Source organism: Nocardia sp. NPDC057227 (genome assembly GCF_042669725.1).
Taxonomy (GTDB): Bacteria; Actinomycetota; Actinomycetes; order Mycobacteriales; family Mycobacteriaceae; genus Nocardia; species Nocardia asteroides_A.
Window position 1 is genome coordinate 71,298 of the sequence record NZ_JBHUXA010000018.1, and the last position, 24,626, is coordinate 95,923.

The window sequence follows — 24,626 nt, forward strand, 5'->3', positions numbered from 1 at the left end:
CCCCCCCCCCCCCCCCCCCCCCCCCCCCCCCCCCCGCCGCCCCGCCCCCCCCCCCCGCGCCGCCCCCGGAGGGAAACGGCGTGCTGCTCGAAATAGGGGCGGGCAACGGCTACTTTCTCGGCGCGGCGCTCGATGCCGCGCCCGGCGCCCGCGGGATCGCGCTCGACATCGCCAAACCCGCCGCGCGCCGCGCCGCCCGCGCCCACCCGCGCGCCGCCGCGGTGCTCGCCGACGTGTGGCGCGGGCTCCCGCTCCGCGCGGCGGTGCTCGACACCGTGCTCACCGTCTTCGCCCCGCGCAACCCGGCCGAGGTGGCGCGGGTGCTCGCCCCCGAGGGGCGGTTCGTCGTCGCCATACCCACCGAGCGGCACCTCGGCGAGCTGATCGGCCCGCTCGGGCTGGTCCGGGTCGACCCGGACAAGGAGCGCAGACTCGAAGCCGCGCTGGAAGCCGATTTCGCGCCGCTCGGCGCCGAACTCGTCGAGTACCCCATGACGCTCACCCGCGCCGACGCCGCGCTCCTGGTGCACATGGGCCCGTCGGCCTTCCACGCGGGCGCCGAAACCGCGGCTGGACTCGCGGCGCTCGCCGAGCGGCTCGACGTCACAGCGTCTGTGCGAATCGGCACCTATTCCCCGCGCAACGCGCTCTGACCGCCCGCTCGGCAGCGCAGACCCCCTCGTCAGCGCGGCCTCGCGGGCTGCGATGGCGTGCAGCACCACGGCCGGCCCGAGCAACAGCTGCGCCGGGCTCCCTCCAGCTCAGCGCACCGAGCGGTAGACCGCTTCGGTCTGCTCGGCGATGCGCGCCCAGTCGAATTCGGCGATGGCCCGCTCGCGCCCGGCCGCGCCGTACCGCGCCGCCAGCTCCGGATCGGCGGCGAGCCGGTTCACCGCGTCGGCCAGCCCGCGCTCGTACTCCGCGGCGGCGGCCGGGTCGTAGCGCACCAGGTTCCCGGTCACGCCCTCGACCACCACCTCGGGAATCCCGCCCACATCCGAGGCGACGACGGCGGTCCCCGCCGCCATGGCCTCCAGGTTCACGATGCCGAGCGGCTCGTACACCGACGGGCAGACGAAGACCGCCGCGGCGGCGAGGATCTGCCTGATCTGCTCGGTGGGCAGCATCTCGCGCACCCAGAAGATCCCGCTCCGCCGCTCGCGCAGCTCGGCCACGGCCGCGATGACCTCGGCCTCCAGCTCGGGCGTGTCCGGCGCGCCCGCGCAGAGCACCAGCTGGATCTCCTGGTCGAAATCGCGCGCGGCGGCGAGCAGGTGCCCGACCCCCTTCTGCCGGGTGATCCGCCCGACGAAGGCGACGATCGGCCGATCCCGCCGCACCCCGAGGTCGTCGAGCACCCGCGGCACCCCGTCGGCGGCCGCGCCCGGATGCCAGAGCGTCGCGTCGATGCCGTTGCGCACCACGTGCACCCGCCCGGGGTCCAGCGCCGGGTAGGCGTCGAGCACGTCGTGCCGCATGCCGTCGCTGACCGCGATCACCGCGTCCGCCAGCTCCACCGCGTTCCGCTCGGACCACGAGGAGAGCCGGTACCCGCCGCCGAGCTGCTCGGCCTTCCACGGCCGCCGCGGCTCCAGCGAATGCGCGGTGAGCACGTGCGGGATGCCGTAGAGCGTGCTCGCGAGGTGCCCGGCGAGCCCGGTGTACCAGGTGTGCGAGTGCACCACGTCGAAGTCGCCGACGGCGCCGGCCATCCGGACCTGGGTGGAGATCATCCGCAGCGCGGCATTGGCGCCGTCCAGCTCCGGATCGGGAGCGTGCACAACGGCATCCGCCCGCGGAACGCCCATGCAGTGCACCGTGACCTCGCACAACCGGCGCAGCCGCGCGGTCAGCTCGGTGACGTGCACCCCGGCACCGCCGTACACCTCGGGTGGGTACTCCCGAGTCATCATCGCGACCCGCAGCCGCGGGTCCGAATGCCCCTGCCCGTCGGAGCGCGCTGCCGAGCGTTCGCCGTCCGTGCCGAAACTCACCGGTCCCAAACTAGACGCTCCTGCCTGCCCGGGCCACTCGCCCGGCGGTGGCACGGTAGTTTGGCAATTGTGAGGAGCCAGCCGCACGTACTCGGGATCGTGCTCGCCGGTGGCGAGGGCAAGCGACTATTTCCCCTCACCGCGGATCGTGCCAAACCGGCCGTTCCGTTCGGAGGGGCCTATCGACTCATCGACTTCGTGCTGAGCAACCTGGTCAACGCCGGGTTCCTCCGACTCTGCGTGCTGACGCAGTACAAGTCGCACTCGCTGGACCGGCACATTTCGCAGACGTGGCGGCTCTCCGGGTTCGCCGGCGAGTACATCACCCCGGTGCCCGCCCAGCAGCGGCTCGGGCCGCGCTGGTACACCGGCAGCGCGGACGCGATCATGCAGTCGCTGAATCTCATCTACGACGAAGACCCGGAGTACATCGTGGTCTTCGGCGCCGACCACGTGTACCGGATGGACCCGGAGCAGATGGTGCGGCACCACATCGACTCCGGCGCGGGCGTCACCGTCGCCGGGATCCGGGTGCCGCGCAGCGAGGCCAGCGCCTTCGGCTGCATCGATTCGGACGAGACCGGCCGGATCACCCAGTTCCTGGAGAAGCCGGCGCACCCGCCCGGCACCCCGGACGACCCCAACGTGACCTTCGCCTCGATGGGCAACTACGTCTTCACCACCAAGGTGCTGGTCGACACGATCAAGGCGGACGCGGAGAACTCCGACTCCGACCACGACATGGGCGGCGACATCATCCCCACCCTGGTCGCCGCGGGCGAGGCGAGCGTCTACGACTTCGCCGACAACGAGGTGCCCGGCGCCACCGCCCGCGACCACGGCTACTGGCGCGACGTCGGCACCATCGACGCCTTCTACGACGCGCACATGGACCTGGTCTCGGTGCACCCGGTCTTCAACCTCTACAACCGGCACTGGCCGATCCGCGGCGCGGCGGAGAACCTGCCGCCCGCCAAGTTCGCCCAGGGCGGGCTGGCGCAGGAGTCGATCGTCGGCGCGGGCAGCATCCTGTCCGCGGCCACCGTGCGCACCTCGGTACTCAGCTCCAACGTCATGATCGACGACGGCGCGACGGTGGAGGGCAGCGTGCTCATGCCCGGCGTGCGGATCGGCCGCGGCGCGGTGGTGCGCCGGGCCATCCTGGACAAGAACGTCGTCGTCGGCGAGGGCGAGATCATCGGCGTCGACCTGGAGCGCGACCGGGAACGCTTCGCGGTGAGCAACGGCGGCGTCGTCACCGTCGGCAAGGGCGTCTGGGTCTAGCGGCAGGCGAACGGGTAGCAGTTGCCCGGCTGGCTCGGGATGGTCGTGTTGGTGTGCGGCCGATCGCTGGAGTTGCCGCCGCCGAGCATGACGGCGAGCACGATCGCGATCACCACCACCAGCAGCACGCCGATGAAGGCGCGGATCAGCCAGCGCTGCAGGCCGTCTCCGCCGCTGTTGGTGGCGGCCGCCTCGGTGGTCTCCACCGCGATGTACGTACTGCCGCCGCGTCCCCAGATCATGCCGCACCTCGATCTCGTTGCCGGGCCGTCCCTTTGAACAGCTTACGGCCCGAATACCCCCGTGCGGGACCGGAAATCCCCGGTTCAGCCCCGGCTGGCGCAGAGCAGGCCGTCGCCGACCGGGATGAGCACGCTGGTCAGCCGCGGATCCTCGGCGACCGCGCGGAGCGCCGCGCGCACCGCGTGCGTGGTGGCGTCGCGCTGCGCCGGGTCCGGCACCCGGCCGCCGAGCAGCGCATTGTGCAGCAGGATGGCGCCGCCGTCGCGGAGCAGCCGCACGCCCTCCTCCACATATTGCGGGTGCTCGATCGGCGCGGCGTCGACGAAGACCAGGTCGTAGGCGCCGTCGGCGAGCCGGGGCAGCACGTCCAGCGCGCGGCCGTTGATCAGCCTGGTGCGCGCGGTGGGGATCTCCGCGGCGCGGAACGCCTCCTTGGCGGCGCGCTGGTACTCGTACTCCGGGTCGATGGTGGTCAGCGTGCCGTCCTCGCGCATGCCGTCCAGCAACCACAGCCCGCTGATGCCCGCCCCGGTGCCGACCTCGACCACCGCGCGGGCGGCGAGCAGCTGGGCGTACATGCTCAGCAGCGCGCCCACCGACGGCGGCACCGGCGCCACGCCGAGCTCGAGTGCCCGTTCGCGGGCGCCGACGAGGATCTCGTCCTCCACGACCGAGTCCTCGACGTAGGCGAGGGTGCGCTCCAGGTTCGATGCCACGACCATGAGGCTAATGCGGACCAGGCGGTACCGGGTCGCTCCACGCGCCCGCGCGATTTTCTCAGCTCACCCTCAGCCTCTATATATCCAGGGCATATGACGGCAGGAGAGAGTGTGAATCACGCGGAAACCGCTCGACGGTAAACGCGGGCGACGGGAACAACGATGTACCCCCTGTCGGTTGTCTCCGTCGACGACCCGCGGCGTTTACGGTCCCTAGTAGGAGGTAGCCCCATCCACATGGTCGATGCGGCGAGAGAATACGCCACCCTGCCGGAACATCCCGAGCCGGGCGACTTCGATGCCACCGATGCGGTTGCCGAGGATTCGCCGGAAAGCCTGACCGGAACCGCCGCCTTCGACGCGACCGGCGACCGCTCCGCCATGCCGTCCTGGGAGGAGCTCGTCCGCGAGCACGCCGACCGGGTCTACCGGCTGGCCTACCGCCTCTCCGGCGACGCCCAGGACGCCGACGACCTCACCCAGGAAACCTTCATCCGGGTATTCCGCTCGCTGCAGAGCTACCAGCCCGGCACCTTCGAGGGCTGGCTGCACCGCATCACCACCAACCTCTTCCTCGACATGGTCCGCAGGCGCAACCGCATCCGGATGGAGGCGCTGCCGGAGGACTACGACCGGGTGCCCGCCAACGGCCCGACCCCGGAGGACGTCTACCACGACGCCAGGCTCGACCCGGACCTGCAGTCCGCGCTGGACTCGCTGGCCCCCGAGTTCCGCGCCGCGGTCGTGCTGTGTGACATCGAGGGGCTCTCCTACGAGGAGATCGGCGCCACGCTCGGTGTCAAGCTGGGTACCGTGCGCAGCCGGATCCACCGCGGCCGTCAGGCCATCCGGGATCACCTTGCGCATAATGGAGCACAGCAGCGGTCCAACGCTGACTCGACGATCGGGTGACCCGGCAGGGTCGGCGTCACCCGTCTGCTGTGGTCGATGTCGATAGTCGGAAGGGTGAGCACCGAATGAGTGGCGACTCCAGCGCATCGGGCCGGCCGCCCCGGTTCCACGCCACCGAGCATCTGGCCAGCGAAGCCGTCGCGGCCTATGTCGACGGCGAGCTGCGGATGAACGCCTACCTGCGCGCGGCCCAGCACCTGGCGGCCTGCCCGGAGTGCGCCGCCGAGGTGGACGCCCAGCAGCAGGCGCGGATCGCGCTGCGCCGCTCCGGCGCGGTGTCGGCCCCGCACGGGCTGCACGACAGCCTGAGCCGCATCCCGTTCGCCGAGCCGCAGCCCGGCCCCGCGCACCGGGAGAACCGCCGTGACGAGGCGGTCTTCGGCTTCCTGTCGGAATCGTTCACCGCGACCCGGTGGACAACGTGGTGGCGCAAGTAGAGTTCACCGGGTGACCACCGAATCGACGAATTCCGGATCGGCCGACACCTCGGATTCGGCGGCGAACCGGGGGAATCTGCGGCCGCCGGACGCCCCGGTGCTCGGCCCACGCCCGGTGTACCGGCCCCACATCGATACGCACACCGCCTCCACCTTCCGCAGGCCGTCCGGGCTGAGCGGCTCGTTCGCCGCGCACGACCAGGCGCGCGCCGCCGGAAGCGGCCCGGAGCCGGTTCCGCAACGCCCGCCGGACACCGTGCTGGCCGAGGCGTTCGGCAGGCCGGACGGCTCCGCCGAGCTGCTGCAGCGCGACCCGGACGCCGCCGAGCGGGACGACCGGATCGCCGGCCCCGCCGACCCGTGGCGCGATCCCGCCGCTGGCGCCAGGCTCGGCGCCCCCGCGCTGCCGACCCCGAAGCCGGCCGCGCTGCCCGCCGCCGAGCGGCTGACCGCGCGCGAGGTGCTCTTCGGCTCGCGGGTCGCGCCGCGCGCGCTGGCCGTGCTCGCCGCCGCCGCGCTGGTGATCGGGCTGCTCGGCGGGCTGGTCGGCAGGCTCACCGCGGAGACGGCCTCCACCCTGACCTCGCGCAAGGTCACCCTGGAGCAGGTCGAGGGCGGCGAGGAGCCGCACGGCCAGATCGCCGCGGTGGCCGACGCGGTGCTGCCGTCGGTGGTCTCCATCCGGGTCACCGTCGGCGACAACGGCGCCACCGGCTCCGGCGTGGTGATCGACGGCGCCGGGTACGTGGTCACCAACAACCACGTGATCTCCATGGCCGCGCAGGACACCAGCGGCCGCGCCGCCATCCAGGTCACCTTCAACGACGGCACCCGGGTGCCCGCCAGGATCGTCGGCCGCGACCCGAAGACCGACCTCGCCGTGATCAAGGTGGAGGCGAACAACCTGACCGTCGCCCAGCTCGGCCGCTCGGAGGAGGTGCAGGTCGGCGACGACGTGCTCGCCGTCGGCTCGCCGCTCGGGCTGAGCAAGACCGTCACCTCCGGCATCGTCAGCGCGCTGCACCGGCCGGTCAAGCTCTCCGGCGAGGGCAGCGACACCAACGCCGTGATCGACGCGGTGCAGACCGACGCCTCGATCAACCCGGGTAACTCCGGCGGCGCGCTGGTGGACATGCAGGGCCGGGTCGTCGGCATCAACTCCGCCATCCGCTCGGAGACCGGCGGCTCGGTCGGGCTCGGCTTCGCCATCCCGGTGGATGTGATGACCGAGGTCGCGCAGACGCTGATCCGGGACGGCGAGATGCACCACCCGATGATCGGGGTCAGCGCCAACACCAGGCAGGTCGCGAACGAGGTGATGAGCGGCGCCGCGGTGGCCGACGTGCAGCCGGACGGCCCGGCCGCCAAGGCCGGGATCGTGGAGGGCGACGTGATCGTGAAGGTCGGCGACCGCGAGGTCACCGGGCCGGACGAGCTGGTGGTCGCGGTGCAGACGCGGAAGATCGGGGAGACGGTGAACGTCACGCTGATCCGGGACGGCAGGCAGGTGGATGTTCCGGTCACGCTGCAATCCGACTGACCGGTCGGCCGCGGTCGGAGGGTAGCCTGGAGCGGTGTTCAGCAATATCGGCTGGGGCGAGTTCGTCATCCTGATCGTCGCCGCCCTCGTGATCCTCGGTCCGGAGCGGTTGCCCGGCGCCGTGCGCTGGACCACGCGCAGCCTCAGGCAGGTGCGTGACTACGCCAGCGGCGCCACCTCCCAGCTCCGGGAAGAACTCGGGCCGGAATTCGACGATCTGCGCAAGCCGCTCGCCGACCTGAACGAGCTGCGCGGAATGTCGCCGCGGTCGATGGTCACCAAGCACCTGCTGAACGGCGACGAGTCGATCTTCCGCGATCTGGAGCGGGCCGTACCGGACACGAACGACCTGTTCGGTACGGGTGGCGCCATGCCGGACTACCCGAAACCGACCGGTCCGAGCCTCAGCAAGAACGACAAACCGTTGGGGCACAACGAGCGTCCGCCGATCGACACCGACGCCACCTGATCATGCCGCTGACCGGCCGGGAAGCGTCAAGCAGGCTAGACGCAGGATGCTGGTCGTCTGTCTAGACTTCGCACATGTCGGCCGATGACGTGGCACGGGTCTTTGCGATCGAGGACAAGGTCGATCGACTCAAGGCGGCAACCGAGGGAGTCGCGGCGGCCCAGCAGACCATCAACGAGCTCACCCGGATCCGCCGCGCGGTCATCCGCGAGTTGCACGACGAGGGCTGGACGTTCGCGAGAATCGGTGCCGCCGCGGGTCTTTCCCGGGCCAGAATCCACCAGGTGAGTACCCAGGGCCCGGCGCCCGAGGGGTTGTTCTTCGGGCACGGGGCATTGCGCGTGCTCGTCCCCGAGGTCAGGGCGGGGCGCGTGCTCGGCGCGCCGGACCCGGCGGCCGCGCAGCGGCTCGCGGAGCTCCTGCGCCAGCTCGGCTTCGCCGTGGTGGTGGAGAACTTCCTGCCAGGGCGCCCGCTGGACCTGAACCGGGACGGGCTGATCGTGCTCGGCGGCCCCGAGCTCTCCCCCAGCCTGCGCCAGCTGGTGACCGCCGATCCGCGGTTGCGCCGCACCATCACCCGGGCGGGCGATGCCAGGCGCGGGATCGAGGATCGCGCGGCGCGGCGGGTCTACCGGCCGGGCGGCCCCGAGCCGCACGACATCGCCTACCTGGCCCGGCTACCCCGGCCGGACGGGCGCGGCACGATCCTGGTGATCGACGGTCTGCACCCGCCCGGCTCGCTCGGCGCGGTGCGGCTGCTCGCCACCCGGCTGGCGACGCTGCACGAGCGGGCGGACAGCCACCTGTTCTCCGTGCTCATCGCGGTGAAATACGAACGGGCGACCGGCGAGCCGGTCGATGCCGACCTGCTCACCCCGGTCTACCGGCACGATGCCGACCCGCGCCCGGCGCGGCTGCGGCGCTGAACCGGCCATACCCGGCCCCGCTCGATTGTGTTGGAGTTCACCGCCGCTTCCGGCCCACCTTTCCTACGTTCATGTTTGAATTGCTGCGCGATAACTGATGGGCAGTAAGGTGAACTCCGTGGTGGCGACCTCCGATGACGGCGGGTTCCGCGTCCCGGCCGTGGCGAGCGATACCGGCGCGCTGGTGACCCATCGGATGACCTACAGCGACCGGCTCCGCGTCTTCATCGGCCCCGACGAGGCCGTGGCGCGGTACCTGCGCCCGCTGCGCGGGCTCGACGGCAGGCGGCGCTACGCGCTGAACCTCGCCCGGCTGCCGATCCCGCTGCCCGCCACCGGGATCACGCTCGCCGACAGCACCGCCTTCGGCGGCAACTTCGTGCAGTGCCTCGGCGCGGCCGACGCGCTCATCATCGAGCTGTGCCGCACCGGCGGCGGCGGGTCGCCGCGGCACTACGTGCTCGGCTTGCCCGGCGCAAGGACCGGGACGCCGGGCGTGCCCATCCCGTGCGGCAGCGCCGACCGGTACGTGCACGCGGACGAGGTGTTCACCGCCGCGCACGCCGCCCAGGTCTTCACCGAGTACTTCCACAGCGGCGACGTGCCCGCCGGATTCCAGCTGCGCGGGAACGGGCCATGAGCGAGTCGGCCTTCGTCCTGCTCGCCCTGGCGATCTCGGCGCTGGCGCTCGGCACCGCGCTGGTCCTGCGCCTGCGCCGCCCGCGCGAGGTCGAGCAGGTCACCGTCGACGAACTGCGCGCCCGCCTCGCCGCCGAATCGGAGCCACCCGAGGCGACGACCGATTCGGCGGACGAGTAAGCGAATTCAGGCCGCGACCTCGGCGGGGCGCAGCGTGTTCATCGGGGGGCGGTCGGCGAGCGAGACGTGCGTGCTGTGCGCGGTGAACTCGTCCCCGATCAGCGGGAACTGGGTGAGCGCCGCCCCGGAATCGGGGATTCCGCAGCGCCCGAGCACCGTCCCGAGGATCTGCCGCGACATCACCCCGAGGTCGGAGAGCGGCCGGTTGCGGTGTGTCCGCACCCCGAGATTCACCTGCCCGATGGCGTGCAGCCCGAGCCGGTCGTAGGTGTCGAGCAGCAGCCCGATCTCGACGCCGTAGCCGGGCGCGAACGGCACCGAGGTGAGCAGCTCCCTTGTCCCCGCGTACTCCCCGCCGAGCGGCTGCAGCACGGGGGTGAGCCCCGGCCGCAGCGCGGCGAGCAGCGGCCGCGCCACCAGCTCGGTGACCCGCCCGCCCCCGGTGGCGTCCACGGCGGCACCCTGCCGCAGCGGCCGCCGGTAGTACGCCTTCACCAGGTGCAGATCCGGCACCGTGAGCAGCGGCCCGAGCAGCCGCGGCACGAAGGACGGGTCCGGGTCGATGAGATCGGAGTCCACGAAGGCGACCAGGTCGCCACCGGTGGCGGCGAGCGAGCGCCAGAGCACCTCGCCCTTGCCGGGCACCGGCTCCAGCTCCGGCACGGCCTGCTCCCGGCTCACCACCCTTGCCCCGGCGGCGCGGGCGCGCGCGGCGGTGGCGTCGGTGGAGCCGGAGTCGAGCACGACCAGCTCGTCCACCAGTGTGCCGAGCAGCGGCCGGATGCTGGCCACGACGTCGGCGACGGTTTCCTCTTCGTTCAGGGCGGGCAGCACCACGGAGACCGTGCGCCCGTCCTTGGCGTCGACCAGTTCGTCGACGGTCCAGACGGGGGCGTCCCACGTGTGGGTGTTCGCCCAGCCGTGCTCGCGATAGCGGTTCGTCATACCAGTCCTCGCAATGTTCGCGCCGGCGGCCGGAGGCCCTGGATCGCCGCGGTCATGTCCACCACCCGCCGGGTCGCGGCGACCTCGTGGACCCGGAAGACCCGGGCGCCCTGTGCCGCCGACAACGCTGTCGCCGCCAATGTGCCCTCCAGCCGTTCGGATAGTCCGACACCAAGAGTCTCCCCGATGAAATCCTTGTTGCTCAGCGCCATCAAGACAGGCCATCCGGTCTTTACAAGAACGTCCACTCCGCGCAACAGAGCGAGCCCGTGATAGGTGTTCTTGCCGAAATCGTGGGTCGGATCGATGAGGATTCCGTCCCGCCGCACCCCCGCCGCGAGCGCCGCCTCGGCCGCCGCGGTGACCACCGCGGTCACCTCGGCCACCACGTCGGCGTAGCGCACCCGGAACGGGCGGGTGCGCGGAATCGCGCCGCCGGTGTGGCTGCAGACGATGCCCATGCCGCGCTCGGCGGCGACGAGGACCAGCTCCGGGTCGGCGCCCGCCCAGGTGTCGTTCACCAGGTCGGCGCCCTCTTTCCCGGCCGCCAGCGCGACCTCGGCGCGCCAGGTGTCGACGCTGATCAGCAACTCGGGGTAGCGGGCACGGATGGCGGCCACGAAGGGCACCACCCGGCGGCTCTCCTCCACGGCGTCCACCTCGGCGCCGGGCCCGGCCTTGACGCCGCCGATGTCGACCAGGTCGGCGCCCTCGTCCACCGCGCGCGCGACGGCGTCCATCGCGGCGGCGTCGGTGAAGGTGGCGCCCCGGTCGTAGAACGAGTCCGGGGTGCGGTTCACGATCGCCATGACCAGGGCCCGATCCGTCGCCACCGGCCTACCGCAGAGGGTGGGCGGCGGGGCCGCGGGGGCGCTGATCATGCTCCGACTGTACCGAGGGGGATGGCGACCGGTCGGTGGTGTCCGGATCAGCCGCGCGGGGCCCGGCCTGCGGCGACCTCGGCCGGGTAGTCGGCGCGGAACGGCACGTACCCGGCCTCCCTGCCGTCCAGCACGTACAGCTCGCCGTCGGCGTCCGGGGCGAAGCCCTGGTTCCGCAGCTCCACCTTGCGGCTCTTGAAGGTCGAGGTCTGCTCCAGCTCGCCGACCACCCGGACGAAGAGCGGGCGGGCGTACGCGGGCAGCCGGTCGTACACCAGCGCGGCGAGCGCCGCGCCGTCGAACTCGGCCTCCGGGCGCAGCACCACCGCCGCCATCCCGGCCCTGCCGTCCGCGCCGGGCACCTCGACCCCGTACACGACGGCCTGCGCGAGCTCGGGTGCCGCACCGAGCGCGCCCTCCACCTCGGTGGTCGCCACGTTCTCACCCTTCCAGCGGAAGGTGTCGCCGACCCGGTCGACGAAGGCGATGTGGAACCAGCCCTGGTCGCGCACCAGGTCGCCGGTGTCGAACCAGACGTCGCCGCGGCGGAAGCCGTCGCGCACCAGCTTGGCCTCGCCCGCCTCCGGGTCGGTGTAGCCGTCGAACGGGGTGAGCCGGGTGACCTTGGCGAGCAGCAGCCCGGCCTCGCCGGTGCGCACCCTGCGCAGCTTCCCGTCCCGGCCGCGGCGCGGCCCGCCCGCCTCCTCGTCGTACTCGACGACGGCGTACGGCAGCGGCCCGAACCCGGCCGTGCGCGGCACCCCGAACCCGTTCACGAAGGCGATATTGCCCTCGCTGGCCCCGTAGAACTCGACGATCCGGCCCACCCGGAAGCGGCGCTGGAAATCGTCCCAGAGCTCCGGCCGCAGCCCGTTGCCGACGGCGAGCCGCACCCGGTGCCCGCGGTCGGTGGCGCGCTCCGGCTGATTCAGCAGGTAGCGGCAGAGCTCGCCGATGTAGACGAAGGCGGTGGCGCGCTCGCGGATCACCTCGTCCCAGAAGCGCGAGACCGAGAAGGTGCGGCCGAGCGCGAGCGTCCCGCCCGCCGCGAGCACCGAGGCGAGCGCGACCGTGAGCGCGTTGTTGTGGTAGAGCGGCAGGCAGCAGTAGAGCGTGTCCGAGCCGCGCAGCCGCACCCCGAACCCGCCGAGCCCGGACATCGCCCTGCTCCAGCGCAGATGCGTCATGACGCTGGCCTTCGGCATGCCGGTGGTGCCGGAGGTGAAGATCAGGAAGGCGCGCTCGCTCGCCCGCACCCGCGCGCAGGCGGGCGGATCGTCGGCAGCGGCGGTGCGCGCCCGCTCGGCCAGCTCCTCGGCCGCGAGCAGGTTGCCCGGGCGCTCGTCCAGGGAGTCCAGCGCCTCGGCGCACTCCGCCCCCGCGACCAGCACCCGGCTCTCCAGCAGCCCGATGCTGTGCGCGAGCACCTCGCCGCGCTGGTGGTGGTTGAGCAGCCCGGCGGTGGCGCCGAGCTTCACCGTCGCGAGCACCGCGAAGAGCGCCTCCGGCCGGTTCTGCAGCAGGATTCCGACGACGTCGCCGCGGCGCACCCCGGCCGCGGTGAGCACCGCGGCGTACCGGTTCACCTCGGCGTTCGCCTCGCGGTAGGTGAAGGCCGCGCCCTCGAAGCGGAGGAACACCCGGTCCGGAACGCGGTGCGCGACCTGCTGGAAGGCGAACCCCACCGAGCGGGCGTTCAGCAGCCCGAAGGCATTGCGCAGCATGGTCGGCGCGTCCGGCACCATGCCGGGCAGCCGGGTGACGATGTCGAGCAGGCCGACCGTCGAAGGGGTGCTCACCGGCGGTTCTCCTCTCAGATCGGCGCGGGCTCCAGCGCCGCGAAGGCGGACGGCAGGTCGGGCGCGACCACCACCCGGTCCAGCGCCGCCGCGGTGACGAAGCCGCGGTCGCGCAGGGTCGCGATCCAGTCCAGCAGCCCGCCGTAGAAGCCGTCGGCGTCCAGCAGGACCACCGGTTTGCCGTGCTCGCCGAGGTAGCCGCCGGTCCAGGTCTCGAAGAACTCCTCCAGGGTGCCGATGCCGCCCGGCAGCGTGAGGAAGGCGTCCGCGCGCTGCTCCATGACCTGCTTGCGCTGCCGCATGGTGTCGGTGACGACCAGCTCGTCGGAGTCCACGTCGGCGACCTCCTGGTGCACCAGGTGCTTCGGGATGACGCCGAGCGTGTGCGCGCCGCCCGCCCGCGCCGCGGTGGCGACCGCGCCCATCATGGAGACGTGCCCGCCGCCGGAGACCAGCCGCCAGCCGCGCCGGGCGATCTCGGTGCCGACGCGGGCCGCGAGCCGCACGTGCTCCGGGTCGGTGGTGCTTGCCGAGCAGTACACGCAGACGGCGTACCCGCTCGCAGCGGTCACCATTCGTCCTCGGTGCCGAGCGCGTCGACGGTGCCGGTGCCGCCGGAGGTGCGGATGATCTCCACCACCTCGGCGACGTCGTCGGTGACGTAGAGCAGGTCAAGGTCCTCCGGCGAGATCTTGCCGGAGGCGGCCAGCGAGTCCCGGATCCAGTCGACGAGCCCGCCCCAGAACCTGGTGCCGAAGAGCACGATCGGGAACCGGGTGATCTTGCGGGTCTGGACCAGGGTGAGCGCCTCGAAGAGCTCGTCCAGGGTGCCGAAACCGCCGGGGAGGCAGACGAATGCCTGCGAGTACTTGACGAACATGGTCTTGCGCACGAAGAAGTAGCGGAAGTTGATGCCGAGGTCGACCCACTCGTTCAGCCCCTGCTCGAACGGCAGCTCGATACCGAGCCCGATCGAGTAGCCGCCCGCCTCGCAGGCGCCGCGGTTGGCGGCCGCCATCGCGCCCGGCCCGCCGCCGGTGATCACCGCGTACCCCGCCTCGGCCAGCGCCGCGCCGATGGCGAGCCCCGCCTGGTACTCCGGGTGCTCCGCCCCGGTGCGCGCCGAGCCGAAGACGGTGACCGCGCGCGGCACCTCGGCGAGCGCGCCGAAACCCTCGACGAACTCGGCCTGGATGCGCAGCACCCGCCACGGGTCGGTGTGCACCCAGTCCGAATCGCCGCGCCTGTCGAGCAGGTTGCGGTCGGCGGTGCTGCCGTCCCTGCGTGCCCTGCGGAAGACGAGCGGGCCGCGAAACCTGGTGGAGGGCCTGCGCTGACCGGCAGCTTCGGCGTCGGTGGACATGCGCCCCACGCTACCGGCCGTTACCGCGCCCGAGCGCGGGGACCGAGTTGTTCGCCCGGCTGTTGCCCCAGCGTCACGCGCCGTCGGTCAGGTACCCCCTGAGCACCTCGGTGACCTGGGTGATCTGCCGCACCGGCACCCGCTCGTCGCGCTTGTGCGCCAGGTTCGGATCGCCGGGCCCGAGGTTCACCGCCGGGATGCCGCGGGCCGCGAATCGGGCCACATCGGTCCAGCCGTACTTGGCCCGCACCCCGCCGCCGCCCTGCTTCTGCACCGCCGCGATCAGGTCGGCCGCGGCAGGCGCCTTCAGCCCAGGCAGCGCGCCCGCCGCCGAGTCGGTGACCTCCAGCTCCAGCTCCAGCCCGGAGAAGACCTCGGCGACGTGCTCGGCGGCCTGCTGCACCGAGCGGTCGGGGGCGAAGCGGAAGTTCACCTCGACCTCGGCGGCGTCCGGCACCACATTGCCCGCGACCCCGCCGCCCACCCGCACCGCGGAGAGCCCCTCGCGGTAGACGCAGCCGTCGATGTCGACCTCGCGGCCGCGGTAGCTCGACAGTCGCTCCAGCACCGGGGCGAGCCGGTGGATGGCGTTGTCCCCCAGCCACGACCGGGCCGAGTGCGCCCGCACACCCGCGGTGCTCAGCTTGGCGCGCAGCGTGCCCTGGCAGCCGGCCTCGACCCAGCCCGCCGACGGCTCGCCGAGGATCGCGAGATCGGCCGCCAGCCACTCGGGGAGGTCCCGCTCGACGCTGTTCAGGCCGTTGTAGCGGGCGGCGATCTCCTCGCAGTCGTAGAAGATCAGGGTGAGATCACAGACCGGATCGGCCACGGTGGCGGCCAGGTGCAGGAAGACCGCGTCGCCGGATTTCATGTCCACCGTGCCGCAACCGGCCAGCACCCGGTGGCCGTCCTCCATGACGTAGTGGCTTGGCAGGTTGTCCGCGATCGGCACGGTGTCCAGGTGCCCGGCCAGGATCACCCGATCCCGCCTGCCGCGGTCGGTACGTGCGAGGACGACATTGCCGTGCCGCAGCACGGTGAAGCCCGAGGTCTGTTCGCGCAGCGCGGTTTCCACCACGTCGGTGATGGCCGCCTCGTCCCGGGAAACACTCGGGATGTCGACGAGGGCGGCGGTCAGCTCGATCGGGTCGGCGCGCAGGTCGATGCTCACGGCGTCAGCCTACGGCCAGTTCGCCGCGCGGATGCCGTGCCATAGTGGTCGCGGCCGGGGCGAGGAGAAGGGGTGTGATGACCGCGAGACCGACCAAGGCGGATGTGGCCAGGCAGGCCGGTGTCTCCACGGCGACCGTCAGCTACGTCCTGAACAACGTCCCCGGCCGCTCGATCTCCGAGCAGACCAGGGCCGCGGTCCGGCGCGCCGCCGACGAGCTCGGCTACCGCCCCAACCTCGCGGCCCGCAACCTGGCCCGCAGGCGCAGCGGCGTCGTGCTCTTCGTGCTCCCGCAGGTGGCGCTGAACGCGCTGGCCATCGAGGTGAGCACCAGGATGACGACGGAGCTCGCGCGCCGCGGCGTCATGCAGGTACTCCTCTTCGACACCGGCGACGAGGCGGCCGTCGTGAACGCCATCACCGACCTGGACCCGGTCGCCGTCACCGGCGTCTACCCGCTGCAGGGCGCCGCGCTCGCCGCCGTCGAGGCGGCCCGCATCCCCAACTTCCACCTGGGCAGCAGCCGCCTCGCCGACCTCGGCAACCTGCACCTCACCGCGGGCGAGGTCCGGATCGCGCACCTGGTGGAGCGCGGGCACCGGCGGCTGGCCTACGCCTTCTCCCCCGACGAGTCGGTGCGCCCGATCGGCGAGTACTGGCTGGCCGGGCTGCGCACCGCGATGACGGCCCGCGGGCTGCCCGAGCCGGAACTCGCCGAGGTACGCACGGCGAACGCGGCCCGGATCGTCACCGAGTGGCGGGAGCGCGGGATCACCGCGGTGTGCGCGCAGAACGACGACACCGCCTTCGTCGTCCAGCACGGCATGCGCCAGGCCGGGCTGGAGTGCCCGCGCGACCTGGCGGTGATCGGCGTCGACGCCATCCCGCTCGGCGAGGTCGCCGCGCCGCCGCTCACCTCGGTCGCCTTCGCCGCCGACGCCATCGTCGACATCGCCACCGCGGTCTTCATGACCGCGCTCGGCTACCCCACCGAGGCCAAGGCCACCGGCGCCGACCTGGTGGTGCTGCTGGTCCGCGAATCCACCTGATTTCCGTCGGTTACGCGCGTAACCTCTCCCGAGAATGCAATTCTCCTCGCTAGCTGAGAGAGGTTCTCGATGACGCGCGACCTTCCGATTCCCGCCGACTGGGCGGAGATCACCCCGGAGTGGATGACCGCGGCGCTCGCCGCCGACTTCCCCGGCGTCCGGGTGACCGCGGTGCACGTGACGCTGCGCGACGACGGCACCAACCGCCGCGCCCGGCTCGGCCTCGAGTACGCGGGCACGCCAGGCCCGCGCTCGGTGTTCGTCAAGGCCGCCGACCCCGCGCACAAGGAGCTGATCAAGCTGACCAGCGGGATGTTCCACGAACCGCGGCTCTTCCGGAGCGGGCTCCCGCTCCCGGTCGAGCACCCGGCCGTGCACACCGCGCTGATCGACGAGGAGCGGGAGGACTTCCTCCTGGTCATGGAGGATCTCGCCGAACGCGGCGCGGACCCCCGCGACGCCACCCGCCCGCTCACCGTCGACCAGGCCGCCGACGGCGTGCGCGCCCTGGCCCGGCTGCACGGCACCTACTGGGGCGCCCGGCTGGAGCAGCACCCCGAACTCGCCTGGCTGGAGCCCTTCGTCCCGTGGGACGGCATGGAGATCGCCCCGCTCCCCGCCGCGCTCGACCGGCTCGGCCCCGACGCCCCGCCCGCCGTGCTCGAGCTGACCATCGGCGCGCTGATCGACGACATCTGGAAGCCGTACATCGCGAGCCTCACCACCGGCCCGCAGACGCTGCTGCACGGCGACGCGCACATCGGCAACACCTACCTGCTCGACAACGCCCGGGTCGGCTTCCTGGACTGGCAGGTGACCAGGCGCGGCTCCTGGTCGCTCGACCTCGGCTACTTCCTGCAGGGCGCGCTCACCGTCGAGGACCGGCGCCGCGCCGAGACCGACCTGCTCGCCGAGTACCGCGCGGCGCTGGAGCTCCCGGCCGCCGAGCTGCCGTCGGCGGCCGAGATCAGGGACGGGTACCGCGCCTCCGTCGCGCACGGACTGACGCTCTGGCTCTGCACCGCGAGCGCGGGCGAGCTGTGGCAGCGCCCGGACATCGCGCTGGCGCTGGCCGAGCGGTACGCCGCCGCCTACGCCGACCTGGACACCGCGGGCGCACTCGCCGCACACCGTTGATAACCGGCGGTTACGCGCGTAACGTCTCGAGTAACACCGTTATCGCCTGGTAGGCGCCGAGCAGTGGAGGAGCCTGTCGTGACCGTCACCCTGCCGGAACGCGAACTACTCGAGATCGCGTCGCTCGAAGCCCCGGACGAGGTGACCGCGCTGACCCGGCAGTGCCTGGCGGTGGCGCTCGCCACCGCCGACGGCGACGACTCCACCGAGCAGATCGCCGAGATCGAGCGCGCCGCGACGGGCTGGGCCAGGACCGGTGTGCCGATCGACGCCGTGCACCATGCCGTGCACTCCGGCTACCGGATCGGGCTCGACCTGGTGGCCGCCCGCCGCACCGAGGGTGAGGTGCGCCGCGACGACTACGACACCCTGGTGGCCGGGATGCGCGCCATGCTGACCGCGCTGGACCGGATGACCACCGCGATCAGCATGGCCTACGTCCGCGAGCTGCGCTCCGCCGTCGCCGACCACCACACCGCCGTGCACACCCTCACCTCCGCGCTGCTCGGCGGCTACTCCACCAGCACCATGACCCGCGAGTGCGGCATCGAGCCCGCCGAGCGGTACGCCGTGCTCGCGCTGCAGATCCCCACCCACCCCGACGCGGCCGACCCCGCGCTCGACGGCGACGTCGTGGTCCGGCGCACCCTGCGCCGCGCCCAGGCCGCGCTCGCCGCGCACGCGGGACGCGACACCCTCGCCCTGCTCAGCGTGGACGGCGGCACCGTGCTGCTGCCCGCGCACACCGTCACCGACGCCTCGCTGGAGGCGCTGATCGCCGAGCTGTCCGCGGCCGCCAGGGTGCCGATCACCGCCACCGTCGTGCACGCCGACCGGCACGCCATTCCCGACGCCGCCGACCGCGCGCACCAGCTGCTCGACACCGTCACCCTGATCGGCGCCCGCGGCGGGCTGCACCGCTTCGAGCGCATGGCCCTGGAATTCCAGCTCACCAGGCCGGGCCCGGCCCGCGACTGCCTCGCCGCCATCCTGAACCCGCTGGACGAGCACCCCGAGCTGCTCGCCACGCTGCGCACGCACCTGGAGAACGACTTCAACCGCCAGCTGACCGCGCGGCAGCTGCACATCCACGCCAATACCGTCGACCACCGGCTCAAGCGGATCGCCCAGTTCACCGGGCTCGACCCCACCTGCGGCGCCGACATCTGGAAGCTGCGCTCGGCCCTGGTCGCGCGGTCTGCGGACGTGGCAGCACCACGCGCCGGACGCGATCGGTACGCTCTCTCGACGTGAGCACTCAGGGAGCAGCAGCAGTCGGCATCGCCACCGTGACCTCGTCCGGGACCGTTCTGGACACCTGGTACCCGGCCCCGGAGCTCGGCAGCTTCGACAGCACCGGCACCGAGCGGCTGGACGCGCCGCCCGCCGAGTACTCGACCCTGGTCGGCCCCGACGACGCGCGCGATGTCGAGGTGGTCGCCGTGCGCACCACCATCGCCGACCTCTCGGCCCCCCCGGTCGACGCGCACGACGTCTACCTGCGGCTGCACCTGCTCTCGCACCGGCTCGTCCAGCCGCACGGGCTCAACCTGGACGGCCAGTTCGGGCTGCTCGCCAATGTCGTGTGGACCAACCACGGGCCCGCCGCCGTCGACGGCTTCGAGAGCGTCCGGCTGCGGCTGCGCGGCCGGGGGCCGGTGACCGTGTACAGCATCGACAAGTTCCCGCGGATGGTCGACTACGTGGTGCCCACCGGGGTGCGGATCGGTGACGCCGACCGGGTCCGGCTCGGGGCGCACCTGTCCGCCGGGACGACCGTCATGCACGAGGGGTTCGTGAACTTCAACGCCGGGACGCTCGGGACCTCGATGGTCGAGGGGCGGATCTCGGCCGGCGTCGTGGTCGGGGACGGGTCGGACGTCGGTGGTGGCGCATCGATCATGGGCACGCTCTCCGGCGGCGGGACCACGGTGATCACCGTCGGTGAGCGCTCACTGCTCGGCGCGAACTCCGGGCTCGGGATTCCGCTCGGCGATGACTCCGTGGTCGAGGCAGGGCTCTACCTCACCGCGGGGACCAAGGTTTCGACGCCGGACGGGACGACCGTCAAGGCGTCGGAGCTGAGCGGGCAGCCGAACCTGCTGTTCCGGCGGAACTCTTTGTCAGGTGCGGTCGAGGTCGTTTCGCGCACCGGCACCGGGATCGAGCTGAACTCCGCGCTGCACGCGCACAACTAGCTCAACTGCTTCTTCTGCACCTTCCCCATGGCGTTGCGCGGCAGCGTCTCGACGAAGCGGATCTCGCGGGGCCGCTTGTGGTTCGACAGCTCCGTCGCCACGAGCGCCACCAGCTCCGCTTCGTCGGGCGCCGCGCCGCGCGGCACCACGAAGGCGACGATGCGCTGCCCCAGGTCGTCGTCGGGCAGGCCCACGACGGCGACCTCGGCCACTTCCGGGTGCCCGAGCAGCGCCGTCTCCACCTCCCCCGCCCCGACCCGGTACCCACCGGACTTGATCAGATCCACCGACTCCCGCCCGACGATCCGATGGAACCCGTCGGCATCGATCACCGCCACATCCCCGGTCGCGAACCACCCGTCCGCGAGCCAGCTCTCGGCGGTGGCGTCCGGCCGGTTCAAGTACCCGTCGCCGAGCATCGGCCCCCGCACCTGCAGGCTGCCGATACTCTCCCCGTCGTGCGGCACCTCGGCACCGTTCTCATCCAGCAGCCTGGTCTCGACCCCGCGCACCGGAAGCCCCACCCAGCCCGGCCTACGCTCGCCATCAGCCCTGGTCGAGAGCGTGATCATGGTCTCGCTCATCCCGTACCGCTCCACCGGCGCGTGCCCGGTGAGTTCGTGCAGCTTCCGGAACACCGGCACCGGCAGCGGCGCGCTCCCGGAGACCAGCAACCGAGCCTCCGCCAGCTTTCGCGCCGACTCCTCGTCCTCCGCGATCCGCGACCACACCGTCGGCACCCCGAAGTAGAGCGTGCCTCCGGCCGCCGCATACGCCTCCGGCGTCGGCTTCCCGGTGTGGATCACCCGGCTCCCGACCCGCAGCGGCCCGAGCAGCCCGAGAATCAGCCCGTGCACGTGGAACAGCGGAAGCCCGTGCACCAGCGTGTCTTTCCTCGTCCAATCCCACGCCTCGGCCAGCGCATCCAGCCCGGCCGCGATCGCCCCCCGGCTGAGCAGCACCCCCTTCGGCGCCCCCGTGGTACCCGACGTGTAGAGCACGAACGCGATCCCCGCCGGATCCGGCTCCGCGTACCGATGCCACGACCGCGCGTGCTTCCGCACCGGAATCCGCGGCAGCTCACTCCCCTCGGGAGCGTCACCCAGCCAAGCCTGGGCCCCGGAGTCCCCGAGAATGTGCCGCAACTCCGCAGCACCCGAATCTGGCGGCACCGGCACCACAGTCACCCCCGCCAGCAACGCCCCGGTCACCGCGAGCACGGTGGTCACCGTGGGCCGCGCCAGCACGGCGACCCGCTGCGCCACCGCCACCCGCTCGGCCACCGACGTGGCGGCCCCGAGCAGATCGGAGCGAGACAGCGTCTCCCCGGCGATGGTCAGGGCATCCGGGAGGTCGTCGCCGGCGGCGACGGCGGCCGGGTTCAGCGATCGCAGCAGCACCCCGCTCACGCTACTGATCACAGACCGGTCACCGGTCACCGGCGTCATTGACACAACTCCCGAAACGGTGAAACCGTGGGTGTGTATCCGTCTCACCGTCGAGATCGGAGGTCGCGATGCCCCGACCTTTGCCCGTGCCACCCGAGCCCCCCGCCGACTTCGAGGTCGCCGCCTTCCTCCCGGTGCTCGCGGGCGGCCTCGCCGCCGCCCCCAACGTCATCCTGCAACTCGCCGCCCCCGGCGTCGGCTACGGCGTGCTGGAGAGCACGGTGCACAGCGGCAACGTCATGATCCACCCGATCAAACGCCTCCGCACCACCATGACCTACCTCGCCGTAGCCCTGCTCGGCACCGACGAGGAGCGCGCCGCCTACCGCGAGGCCGTGAACACCTCGCACCGCCAGGTCCGCTCCACCGCTTCGAGCCCGGTCAAATACAACGCCTTCGACGTCCGCCTCCAGCTCTGGGTAGCCGCCTGCCTCTACTGGGGCCTCGCCGACCTGCACGAACGCCTGCACGGCCCGATGGACGGCCCCGAAGCCGACGCCTTCTACCAGTACGCCGCCCGCCTCGGCACCACCCTCCAGGTCCGCCCCGACATGTGGCCCCCCGACCGCGCCGCCTTCGACCGCTACTGGTCCGAGAACCTCGCCGCCACCACCGTCTCCCCCGCCGTCCGCGCCTACCTCCGCGACCTGGTCGACCTGAAGATGCTCCCCCTACCGGTCCAGCTCCTCCTGAGCCGCCCACACCGCTACCTCGTAGCCGGCATGCTCCCCCCGCACGTCCGCGACCAGATGGGCCTGCGCTGGACGCCCCGCGACGAATGGCTCCTCTCCCGCACCCTCCGCCTCCTCGGCCACGTCGACAACGCCCTCCCCTACTCGGTGCGCCGCCTCCCCCTCGGCATCTACCTCAGCGACCTGCGCTTCCGCCGCAAGCACGGGCTCCCACTGGTCTAACCGATGGCGACTTTCGCCCCGCCGGAGAACGCCGAATCGTGCAACTCCAGCGTCGCGGGCACCGACCCCGCCGGGACGTCGAAGACCACGGTGACGTTCACGCTGTTCCCCGGGTTGATCTCGGTGATGATCTCCTCGTTCACATTGATCTCCGCCGAGGTGTCGTTGTCGAACCTGCGCCCCTGCGTGTCGATCAGGTGCTGATTGCTGCCGAAGTAGGTCTGCGCCCGGTCCCCGATATTGGTCACCACCAGGTGCACCTGGACGAACTCGCCCTGAGCGGTTTCCTTCAGATAGGGGTTACTGCCCACCGTCTTCACCGGGGCATCGACCCCGGTCACCCGGAACTCGAACTTCCCGTCCCGCACTGTCGCCCCGGCCGAGGCGACCTGGGGAGCCGCCGTTTCCGGCGCGACCGCGGCCGGTTCGGCACCCGGCGCCGCCGAGTTGAAGGTGGCCGTCGACTTGTCCTCGTCGGCGCTGTTGCTCGACAGACCGACGATGCCGAAGCACCCACCGCAGAGCAACACCATGGCGCCGATCAGCACCCAGGGCCACACCGGTTTCTTCTTCGGCGGCTGCGGCGGCGGGTACGGCTGTCCGTACGGCTGCTGCTGGGGATACTGCGGCCCGTTGGGCTGCTGCGGATACGGCGGCTGAGTCATGACCTGACCTTGACTGGTTCTGGACGTAGGGCCACCCAGAGTGTCAGTTACCGCAAAGCAATTCTGTCCGCCGAATGATCGACACGGCGTTCAGCCTTCGGCCAGCCGCCCCGGCACCCGGAACGAAATCGCGATGTGATCGCGGGCGAATTCACGCACCGCCCGCTTGTCCTCGAACGGAATAACCGTCTGCGGCGTCAGCGCCAGCGAAAGCGCGGTCCGAGCGATCATCTCGGCAATGGGAGCCGGGTCGTACTCCGGCAGTTTCCCCTCGCGCTGCAACCGAGCGATGAACTCCACCAGGTAATCCCGCCCCAACTCGATCACCGGCGCCCCCTGCACCGTGAGGTAGGGCAGCACGATCTCCGGCTCGGTCTGCAACAGCCGATCCAGCAGCTTGTTCCCCCGCAACCCCTCGAGGAACACGACAAACAACTCGACGATCTGATCCTCGGCCCCGGCATCCCGATCGACCTGCCGCTGCAACGCCGCATCCACGTCCTCGACGAACTGCCGAGCCTGCCGCAACCCCACAGCCTGGATGAGATCGGATTTGCTGGCGAAGCGCCGGTAGAGCGTGGCCAACGAGAGCCCGCACCGCCGCGCCACCTCGACCATGCTGGTCCGCTTGATGCCGAAGTCGAGGAAGGCGACGAGCGCCGCGTCGAGCACCCGGGCCTGGTTGCGATCCTCCGGGCCCGCGGACCGCACCAGATGCAGCAGTCGGGTCAGCTTCGCCATGTGGGCCACCCTATCCATCCGCGAAACGATGACAGCTTCAGCATCGCATGGTTGCAGCCCCGATTGACAGCTTTGCGAGATGATGAGAGCTTTACCGGTAAATCTTCTCACGGAAGGCGGCAACGATGCCAGCACCGCTCCCCGCGCCGACGCCGCCCCCCGTCGACGACTTCGACATGGCCGCGCGGTGGACCGGCGCGGGCGCCTTCCTCGGCGGCACCGCGAACGTGATCATGCAGCTCAGCCACGCCCCCGTGGCCTACGGCGTGCTGGAGAGCTCGGTCGATTCGGGCAAGGTCATGCTGCACCCGATGAAGCGGCTGCGCACCACGCTCACCTACCTCGCCGTCGCGCTGATGGGCACCGACGAGGAGCGCGCCGCCTACCGCGACGCCGTGAACACCTCGCATCGCTCGATCCGCTCCACGAAGCAGAGCCCCGTGAAGTACAACGCCTTCGACCCGAACCTGCAGCTCTGGGTCGCCGCCTGCCTCTACTACGGCGTGATCGATATCGAGCGCAGGCTGCACGGCGAGTGGGACGACGACACCGCCGACACCTTTTACCGCTACGCCGCCCGCCTCGGCACCTCGCTGCAGATGCGCCCCGACATGTGGCCCGCCGACCGCGCCGCCTTCGCCGCGTACTGGGACTCCGGCCTCGCCACCCGCGCCATCGACGACCGCACCCGCGAGTACTTCGACACCCTCATCGACCTGCACATGCTGCCCAAACCGCTGCGCGCCTTCGCCCCGTTCCAGCGCTTCCTGGTGACCGGCCTGCTCCCGCCCCGGCTCCGCGAGCAGATGGGGATGACCTGGTCGGAGCGCGAGGAGCGACGGCTCGAGCTGCTCATGCGGGCCATCGGCGCCAGCCAGCGCAAGCTGCCGACGACGCTGCGCCTCTTCCCGATGAACTTCTACCTGGCCGATTTCCGGCTGCGCCGCAGGCTCGGCAAACCGCTGGTCTGAG

The 24,626-nt window shown here is 71.8% G+C and carries 27 protein-coding genes; 15 read left to right on the forward strand and 12 right to left on the reverse strand.

Going from position 1 to position 24,626, the window contains the following annotated elements:
- Positions 1-80: 80 nt before the first annotated feature.
- Positions 81-653 (forward strand): methyltransferase domain-containing protein, encoded by a 573-nt coding sequence (locus ACFUJ1_RS23550; RefSeq protein ID WP_378648823.1) that lies wholly within the window; start codon positions 81-83, stop codon positions 651-653.
- A 108-nt stretch (positions 654-761) separates the two neighbouring features.
- On the opposite strand, the gene glgA is transcribed toward ACFUJ1_RS23550, so the two are convergent.
- A complete protein-coding gene (gene glgA, locus ACFUJ1_RS23555) occupies positions 762-1,925 on the reverse strand; it encodes a glycogen synthase (RefSeq protein WP_378648947.1) in 1,164 nt (387 codons plus the stop codon).
- A gap of 138 nt (positions 1,926-2,063) precedes the next feature.
- On the opposite strand from glgA, the gene glgC reads away from it, so the two are divergent.
- Positions 2,064-3,278 carry a glucose-1-phosphate adenylyltransferase gene (gene glgC, locus ACFUJ1_RS23560; RefSeq protein WP_233020284.1) on the forward strand — a complete coding sequence of 405 codons (1,215 nt, stop codon included), beginning with the start codon at positions 2,064-2,066 and terminating at the stop codon, positions 3,276-3,278.
- Here glgC and ACFUJ1_RS23565 read toward each other — a convergent pair.
- On the reverse strand, positions 3,275-3,520 hold the full coding sequence (locus tag ACFUJ1_RS23565) for a hypothetical protein (RefSeq protein ID WP_378648825.1): 246 nt from the start codon (positions 3,518-3,520) through the stop codon (positions 3,275-3,277). The two genes, glgC and ACFUJ1_RS23565, sit on opposite strands and share 4 nt — an antisense overlap.
- An 84-nt stretch (positions 3,521-3,604) precedes the next feature.
- Positions 3,605-4,243 (reverse strand): O-methyltransferase, encoded by a 639-nt coding sequence (locus ACFUJ1_RS23570; protein WP_378648827.1) that lies wholly within the window; start codon positions 4,241-4,243, stop codon positions 3,605-3,607.
- 234 nt (positions 4,244-4,477) lie between these two features.
- Between ACFUJ1_RS23570 and sigE the strand changes: the two genes are divergently transcribed.
- The 7 genes from sigE to ACFUJ1_RS23605 all read left to right on the forward strand — a co-directional run bounded on the left by sigE (position 4,478) and on the right by ACFUJ1_RS23605 (position 9,343).
- Positions 4,478-5,152 carry an RNA polymerase sigma factor SigE gene (gene sigE, locus ACFUJ1_RS23575; protein WP_378648829.1) on the forward strand — a complete coding sequence of 225 codons (675 nt, stop codon included), beginning with the start codon at positions 4,478-4,480 and terminating at the stop codon, positions 5,150-5,152.
- Positions 5,153-5,217: 65 nt separating this feature from the next.
- Positions 5,218-5,589 carry a zf-HC2 domain-containing protein gene (locus ACFUJ1_RS23580; protein WP_378648831.1) on the forward strand — a complete coding sequence of 124 codons (372 nt, stop codon included), beginning with the start codon at positions 5,218-5,220 and terminating at the stop codon, positions 5,587-5,589.
- A gap of 10 nt (positions 5,590-5,599) precedes the next feature.
- Positions 5,600-7,129: a trypsin-like peptidase domain-containing protein gene (locus tag ACFUJ1_RS23585; protein ID WP_378648833.1), complete on the forward strand. Its 1,530-nt coding sequence runs from the start codon at positions 5,600-5,602 to the stop codon at positions 7,127-7,129.
- Positions 7,130-7,163: 34 nt separating this feature from the next.
- Positions 7,164-7,598, forward strand: coding sequence for a Sec-independent protein translocase protein TatB (gene tatB, locus ACFUJ1_RS23590; RefSeq protein WP_378648835.1), 435 nt, complete (start codon positions 7,164-7,166; stop codon positions 7,596-7,598).
- A gap of 74 nt (positions 7,599-7,672) precedes the next feature.
- Positions 7,673-8,524, forward strand: coding sequence for a hypothetical protein (locus ACFUJ1_RS23595; RefSeq protein WP_233020290.1), 852 nt, complete (start codon positions 7,673-7,675; stop codon positions 8,522-8,524).
- Positions 8,525-8,645: 121 nt separating this feature from the next.
- Positions 8,646-9,164: a hypothetical protein gene (locus ACFUJ1_RS23600; protein WP_378648837.1), complete on the forward strand. Its 519-nt coding sequence runs from the start codon at positions 8,646-8,648 to the stop codon at positions 9,162-9,164.
- The gene (locus ACFUJ1_RS23605) at positions 9,161-9,343 is read left to right on the forward strand and encodes a hypothetical protein (protein ID WP_378648839.1); all 183 of its coding nucleotides are present in this window, start codon (positions 9,161-9,163) and stop codon (positions 9,341-9,343) included. Before ACFUJ1_RS23600 ends, ACFUJ1_RS23605 begins: the two co-directional genes overlap by 4 nt.
- Before the next feature lie 6 nt (positions 9,344-9,349).
- Here the strand turns inward: ACFUJ1_RS23605 and ACFUJ1_RS23610 are convergent, their stop codons facing one another.
- The 6 genes from ACFUJ1_RS23610 to dapE form a co-directional block, all read right to left on the reverse strand.
- A complete protein-coding gene (locus ACFUJ1_RS23610; RefSeq protein ID WP_378648841.1) occupies positions 9,350-10,288 on the reverse strand; it encodes a glucosyl-3-phosphoglycerate synthase in 939 nt (312 codons plus the stop codon).
- A complete protein-coding gene (gene folP, locus ACFUJ1_RS23615; RefSeq protein ID WP_378648843.1) occupies positions 10,285-11,169 on the reverse strand; it encodes a dihydropteroate synthase in 885 nt (294 codons plus the stop codon). The genes ACFUJ1_RS23610 and folP overlap by 4 nt, the downstream gene beginning before the upstream one ends.
- Before the next feature lie 47 nt (positions 11,170-11,216).
- Positions 11,217-12,968, reverse strand: coding sequence for a long-chain-acyl-CoA synthetase (locus tag ACFUJ1_RS23620; protein ID WP_378648845.1), 1,752 nt, complete (start codon positions 12,966-12,968; stop codon positions 11,217-11,219).
- Positions 12,969-12,982: 14 nt separating this feature from the next.
- A complete protein-coding gene (locus ACFUJ1_RS23625; protein ID WP_378648847.1) occupies positions 12,983-13,540 on the reverse strand; it encodes a TIGR00730 family Rossman fold protein in 558 nt (185 codons plus the stop codon).
- Positions 13,537-14,331 (reverse strand): TIGR00730 family Rossman fold protein, encoded by a 795-nt coding sequence (locus ACFUJ1_RS23630; RefSeq protein WP_378648849.1) that lies wholly within the window; start codon positions 14,329-14,331, stop codon positions 13,537-13,539. Before ACFUJ1_RS23630 ends, ACFUJ1_RS23625 begins: the two co-directional genes overlap by 4 nt.
- 73 nt (positions 14,332-14,404) lie before the next feature.
- Positions 14,405-15,502 (reverse strand): succinyl-diaminopimelate desuccinylase, encoded by a 1,098-nt coding sequence (dapE, locus tag ACFUJ1_RS23635; protein ID WP_378648851.1) that lies wholly within the window; start codon positions 15,500-15,502, stop codon positions 14,405-14,407.
- 77 nt (positions 15,503-15,579) lie between these two features.
- Here dapE and ACFUJ1_RS23640 point away from each other — a divergent pair, with 77 nt between their 5' ends.
- The 4 genes from ACFUJ1_RS23640 (at position 15,580) to dapD (ending at position 19,886) form a co-directional block, all read left to right on the forward strand.
- Positions 15,580-16,551, forward strand: a complete 972-nt coding sequence (locus ACFUJ1_RS23640) for a LacI family DNA-binding transcriptional regulator (protein ID WP_378648853.1) — start codon at positions 15,580-15,582, stop codon at positions 16,549-16,551.
- Positions 16,552-16,620: 69 nt separating this feature from the next.
- The gene (locus ACFUJ1_RS23645) at positions 16,621-17,688 is read left to right on the forward strand and encodes a phosphotransferase (protein ID WP_378648855.1); all 1,068 of its coding nucleotides are present in this window, start codon (positions 16,621-16,623) and stop codon (positions 17,686-17,688) included.
- 78 nt (positions 17,689-17,766) lie between these two features.
- A complete protein-coding gene (locus ACFUJ1_RS23650; RefSeq protein ID WP_378648857.1) occupies positions 17,767-18,942 on the forward strand; it encodes a PucR family transcriptional regulator in 1,176 nt (391 codons plus the stop codon).
- Positions 18,939-19,886 carry a 2,3,4,5-tetrahydropyridine-2,6-dicarboxylate N-succinyltransferase gene (dapD, locus tag ACFUJ1_RS23655; RefSeq protein ID WP_378648859.1) on the forward strand — a complete coding sequence of 316 codons (948 nt, stop codon included), beginning with the start codon at positions 18,939-18,941 and terminating at the stop codon, positions 19,884-19,886. The genes ACFUJ1_RS23650 and dapD overlap by 4 nt, the downstream gene beginning before the upstream one ends.
- Here the strand turns inward: dapD and ACFUJ1_RS23660 are convergent.
- Positions 19,883-21,334: an acyl-CoA synthetase gene (locus tag ACFUJ1_RS23660; RefSeq protein ID WP_378648861.1), complete on the reverse strand. Its 1,452-nt coding sequence runs from the start codon at positions 21,332-21,334 to the stop codon at positions 19,883-19,885. The genes dapD and ACFUJ1_RS23660 overlap by 4 nt on opposite strands.
- A gap of 68 nt (positions 21,335-21,402) precedes the next feature.
- Between ACFUJ1_RS23660 and ACFUJ1_RS23665 the strand changes: the two genes are divergently transcribed.
- A complete protein-coding gene (locus ACFUJ1_RS23665) occupies positions 21,403-22,248 on the forward strand; it encodes an oxygenase MpaB family protein (RefSeq protein WP_378648863.1) in 846 nt (281 codons plus the stop codon).
- On the opposite strand, the gene ACFUJ1_RS23670 is transcribed toward ACFUJ1_RS23665, so the two are convergent.
- Positions 22,245-22,913, reverse strand: a complete 669-nt coding sequence (locus tag ACFUJ1_RS23670; RefSeq protein WP_378648865.1) for a DUF4352 domain-containing protein — start codon at positions 22,911-22,913, stop codon at positions 22,245-22,247. The two genes, ACFUJ1_RS23665 and ACFUJ1_RS23670, sit on opposite strands and share 4 nt — an antisense overlap.
- Before the next feature lie 90 nt (positions 22,914-23,003).
- A complete protein-coding gene (locus ACFUJ1_RS23675) occupies positions 23,004-23,654 on the reverse strand; it encodes a TetR/AcrR family transcriptional regulator (RefSeq protein WP_378648867.1) in 651 nt (216 codons plus the stop codon).
- Between the two features lie 125 nt (positions 23,655-23,779).
- Here ACFUJ1_RS23675 and ACFUJ1_RS23680 point away from each other — a divergent pair, with 125 nt between their 5' ends.
- Entirely contained in the window at positions 23,780-24,625 is an 846-nt protein-coding gene (locus ACFUJ1_RS23680; protein ID WP_378648869.1) for an oxygenase MpaB family protein, read from the forward strand.
- Position 24,626: the final 1 nt, after the last annotated feature.

Coding starts and splice junctions, on each gene's coding strand:
- ACFUJ1_RS23565 (WP_378648825.1), bottom strand. CDS start 3,520: ATGATCTGGGGACGCGGCGGCAGTACGTACATCGCGGTGGAGACCACC.
- ACFUJ1_RS23570 (WP_378648827.1), bottom strand. CDS start 4,243: ATGGTCGTGGCATCGAACCTGGAGCGCACCCTCGCCTACGTCGAGGAC.
- sigE (WP_378648829.1), top strand. CDS start 4,478: ATGGTCGATGCGGCGAGAGAATACGCCACCCTGCCGGAACATCCCGAG.
- ACFUJ1_RS23580 (WP_378648831.1), top strand. CDS start 5,218: ATGAGTGGCGACTCCAGCGCATCGGGCCGGCCGCCCCGGTTCCACGCC.
- ACFUJ1_RS23595 (WP_233020290.1), top strand. CDS start 7,673: ATGTCGGCCGATGACGTGGCACGGGTCTTTGCGATCGAGGACAAGGTC.
- ACFUJ1_RS23605 (WP_378648839.1), top strand. CDS start 9,161: ATGAGCGAGTCGGCCTTCGTCCTGCTCGCCCTGGCGATCTCGGCGCTG.
- ACFUJ1_RS23610 (WP_378648841.1), bottom strand. CDS start 10,288: ATGACGAACCGCTATCGCGAGCACGGCTGGGCGAACACCCACACGTGG.
- folP (WP_378648843.1), bottom strand. CDS start 11,169: ATGATCAGCGCCCCCGCGGCCCCGCCGCCCACCCTCTGCGGTAGGCCG.
- ACFUJ1_RS23630 (WP_378648849.1), bottom strand. CDS start 14,331: ATGTCCACCGACGCCGAAGCTGCCGGTCAGCGCAGGCCCTCCACCAGG.
- ACFUJ1_RS23640 (WP_378648853.1), top strand. CDS start 15,580: ATGACCGCGAGACCGACCAAGGCGGATGTGGCCAGGCAGGCCGGTGTC.
- ACFUJ1_RS23645 (WP_378648855.1), top strand. CDS start 16,621: ATGACGCGCGACCTTCCGATTCCCGCCGACTGGGCGGAGATCACCCCG.
- ACFUJ1_RS23660 (WP_378648861.1), bottom strand. CDS start 21,334: ATGACGCCGGTGACCGGTGACCGGTCTGTGATCAGTAGCGTGAGCGGG.
- ACFUJ1_RS23665 (WP_378648863.1), top strand. CDS start 21,403: ATGCCCCGACCTTTGCCCGTGCCACCCGAGCCCCCCGCCGACTTCGAG.
- ACFUJ1_RS23670 (WP_378648865.1), bottom strand. CDS start 22,913: ATGACTCAGCCGCCGTATCCGCAGCAGCCCAACGGGCCGCAGTATCCC.
- ACFUJ1_RS23675 (WP_378648867.1), bottom strand. CDS start 23,654: ATGGCGAAGCTGACCCGACTGCTGCATCTGGTGCGGTCCGCGGGCCCG.
- ACFUJ1_RS23680 (WP_378648869.1), top strand. CDS start 23,780: ATGCCAGCACCGCTCCCCGCGCCGACGCCGCCCCCCGTCGACGACTTC.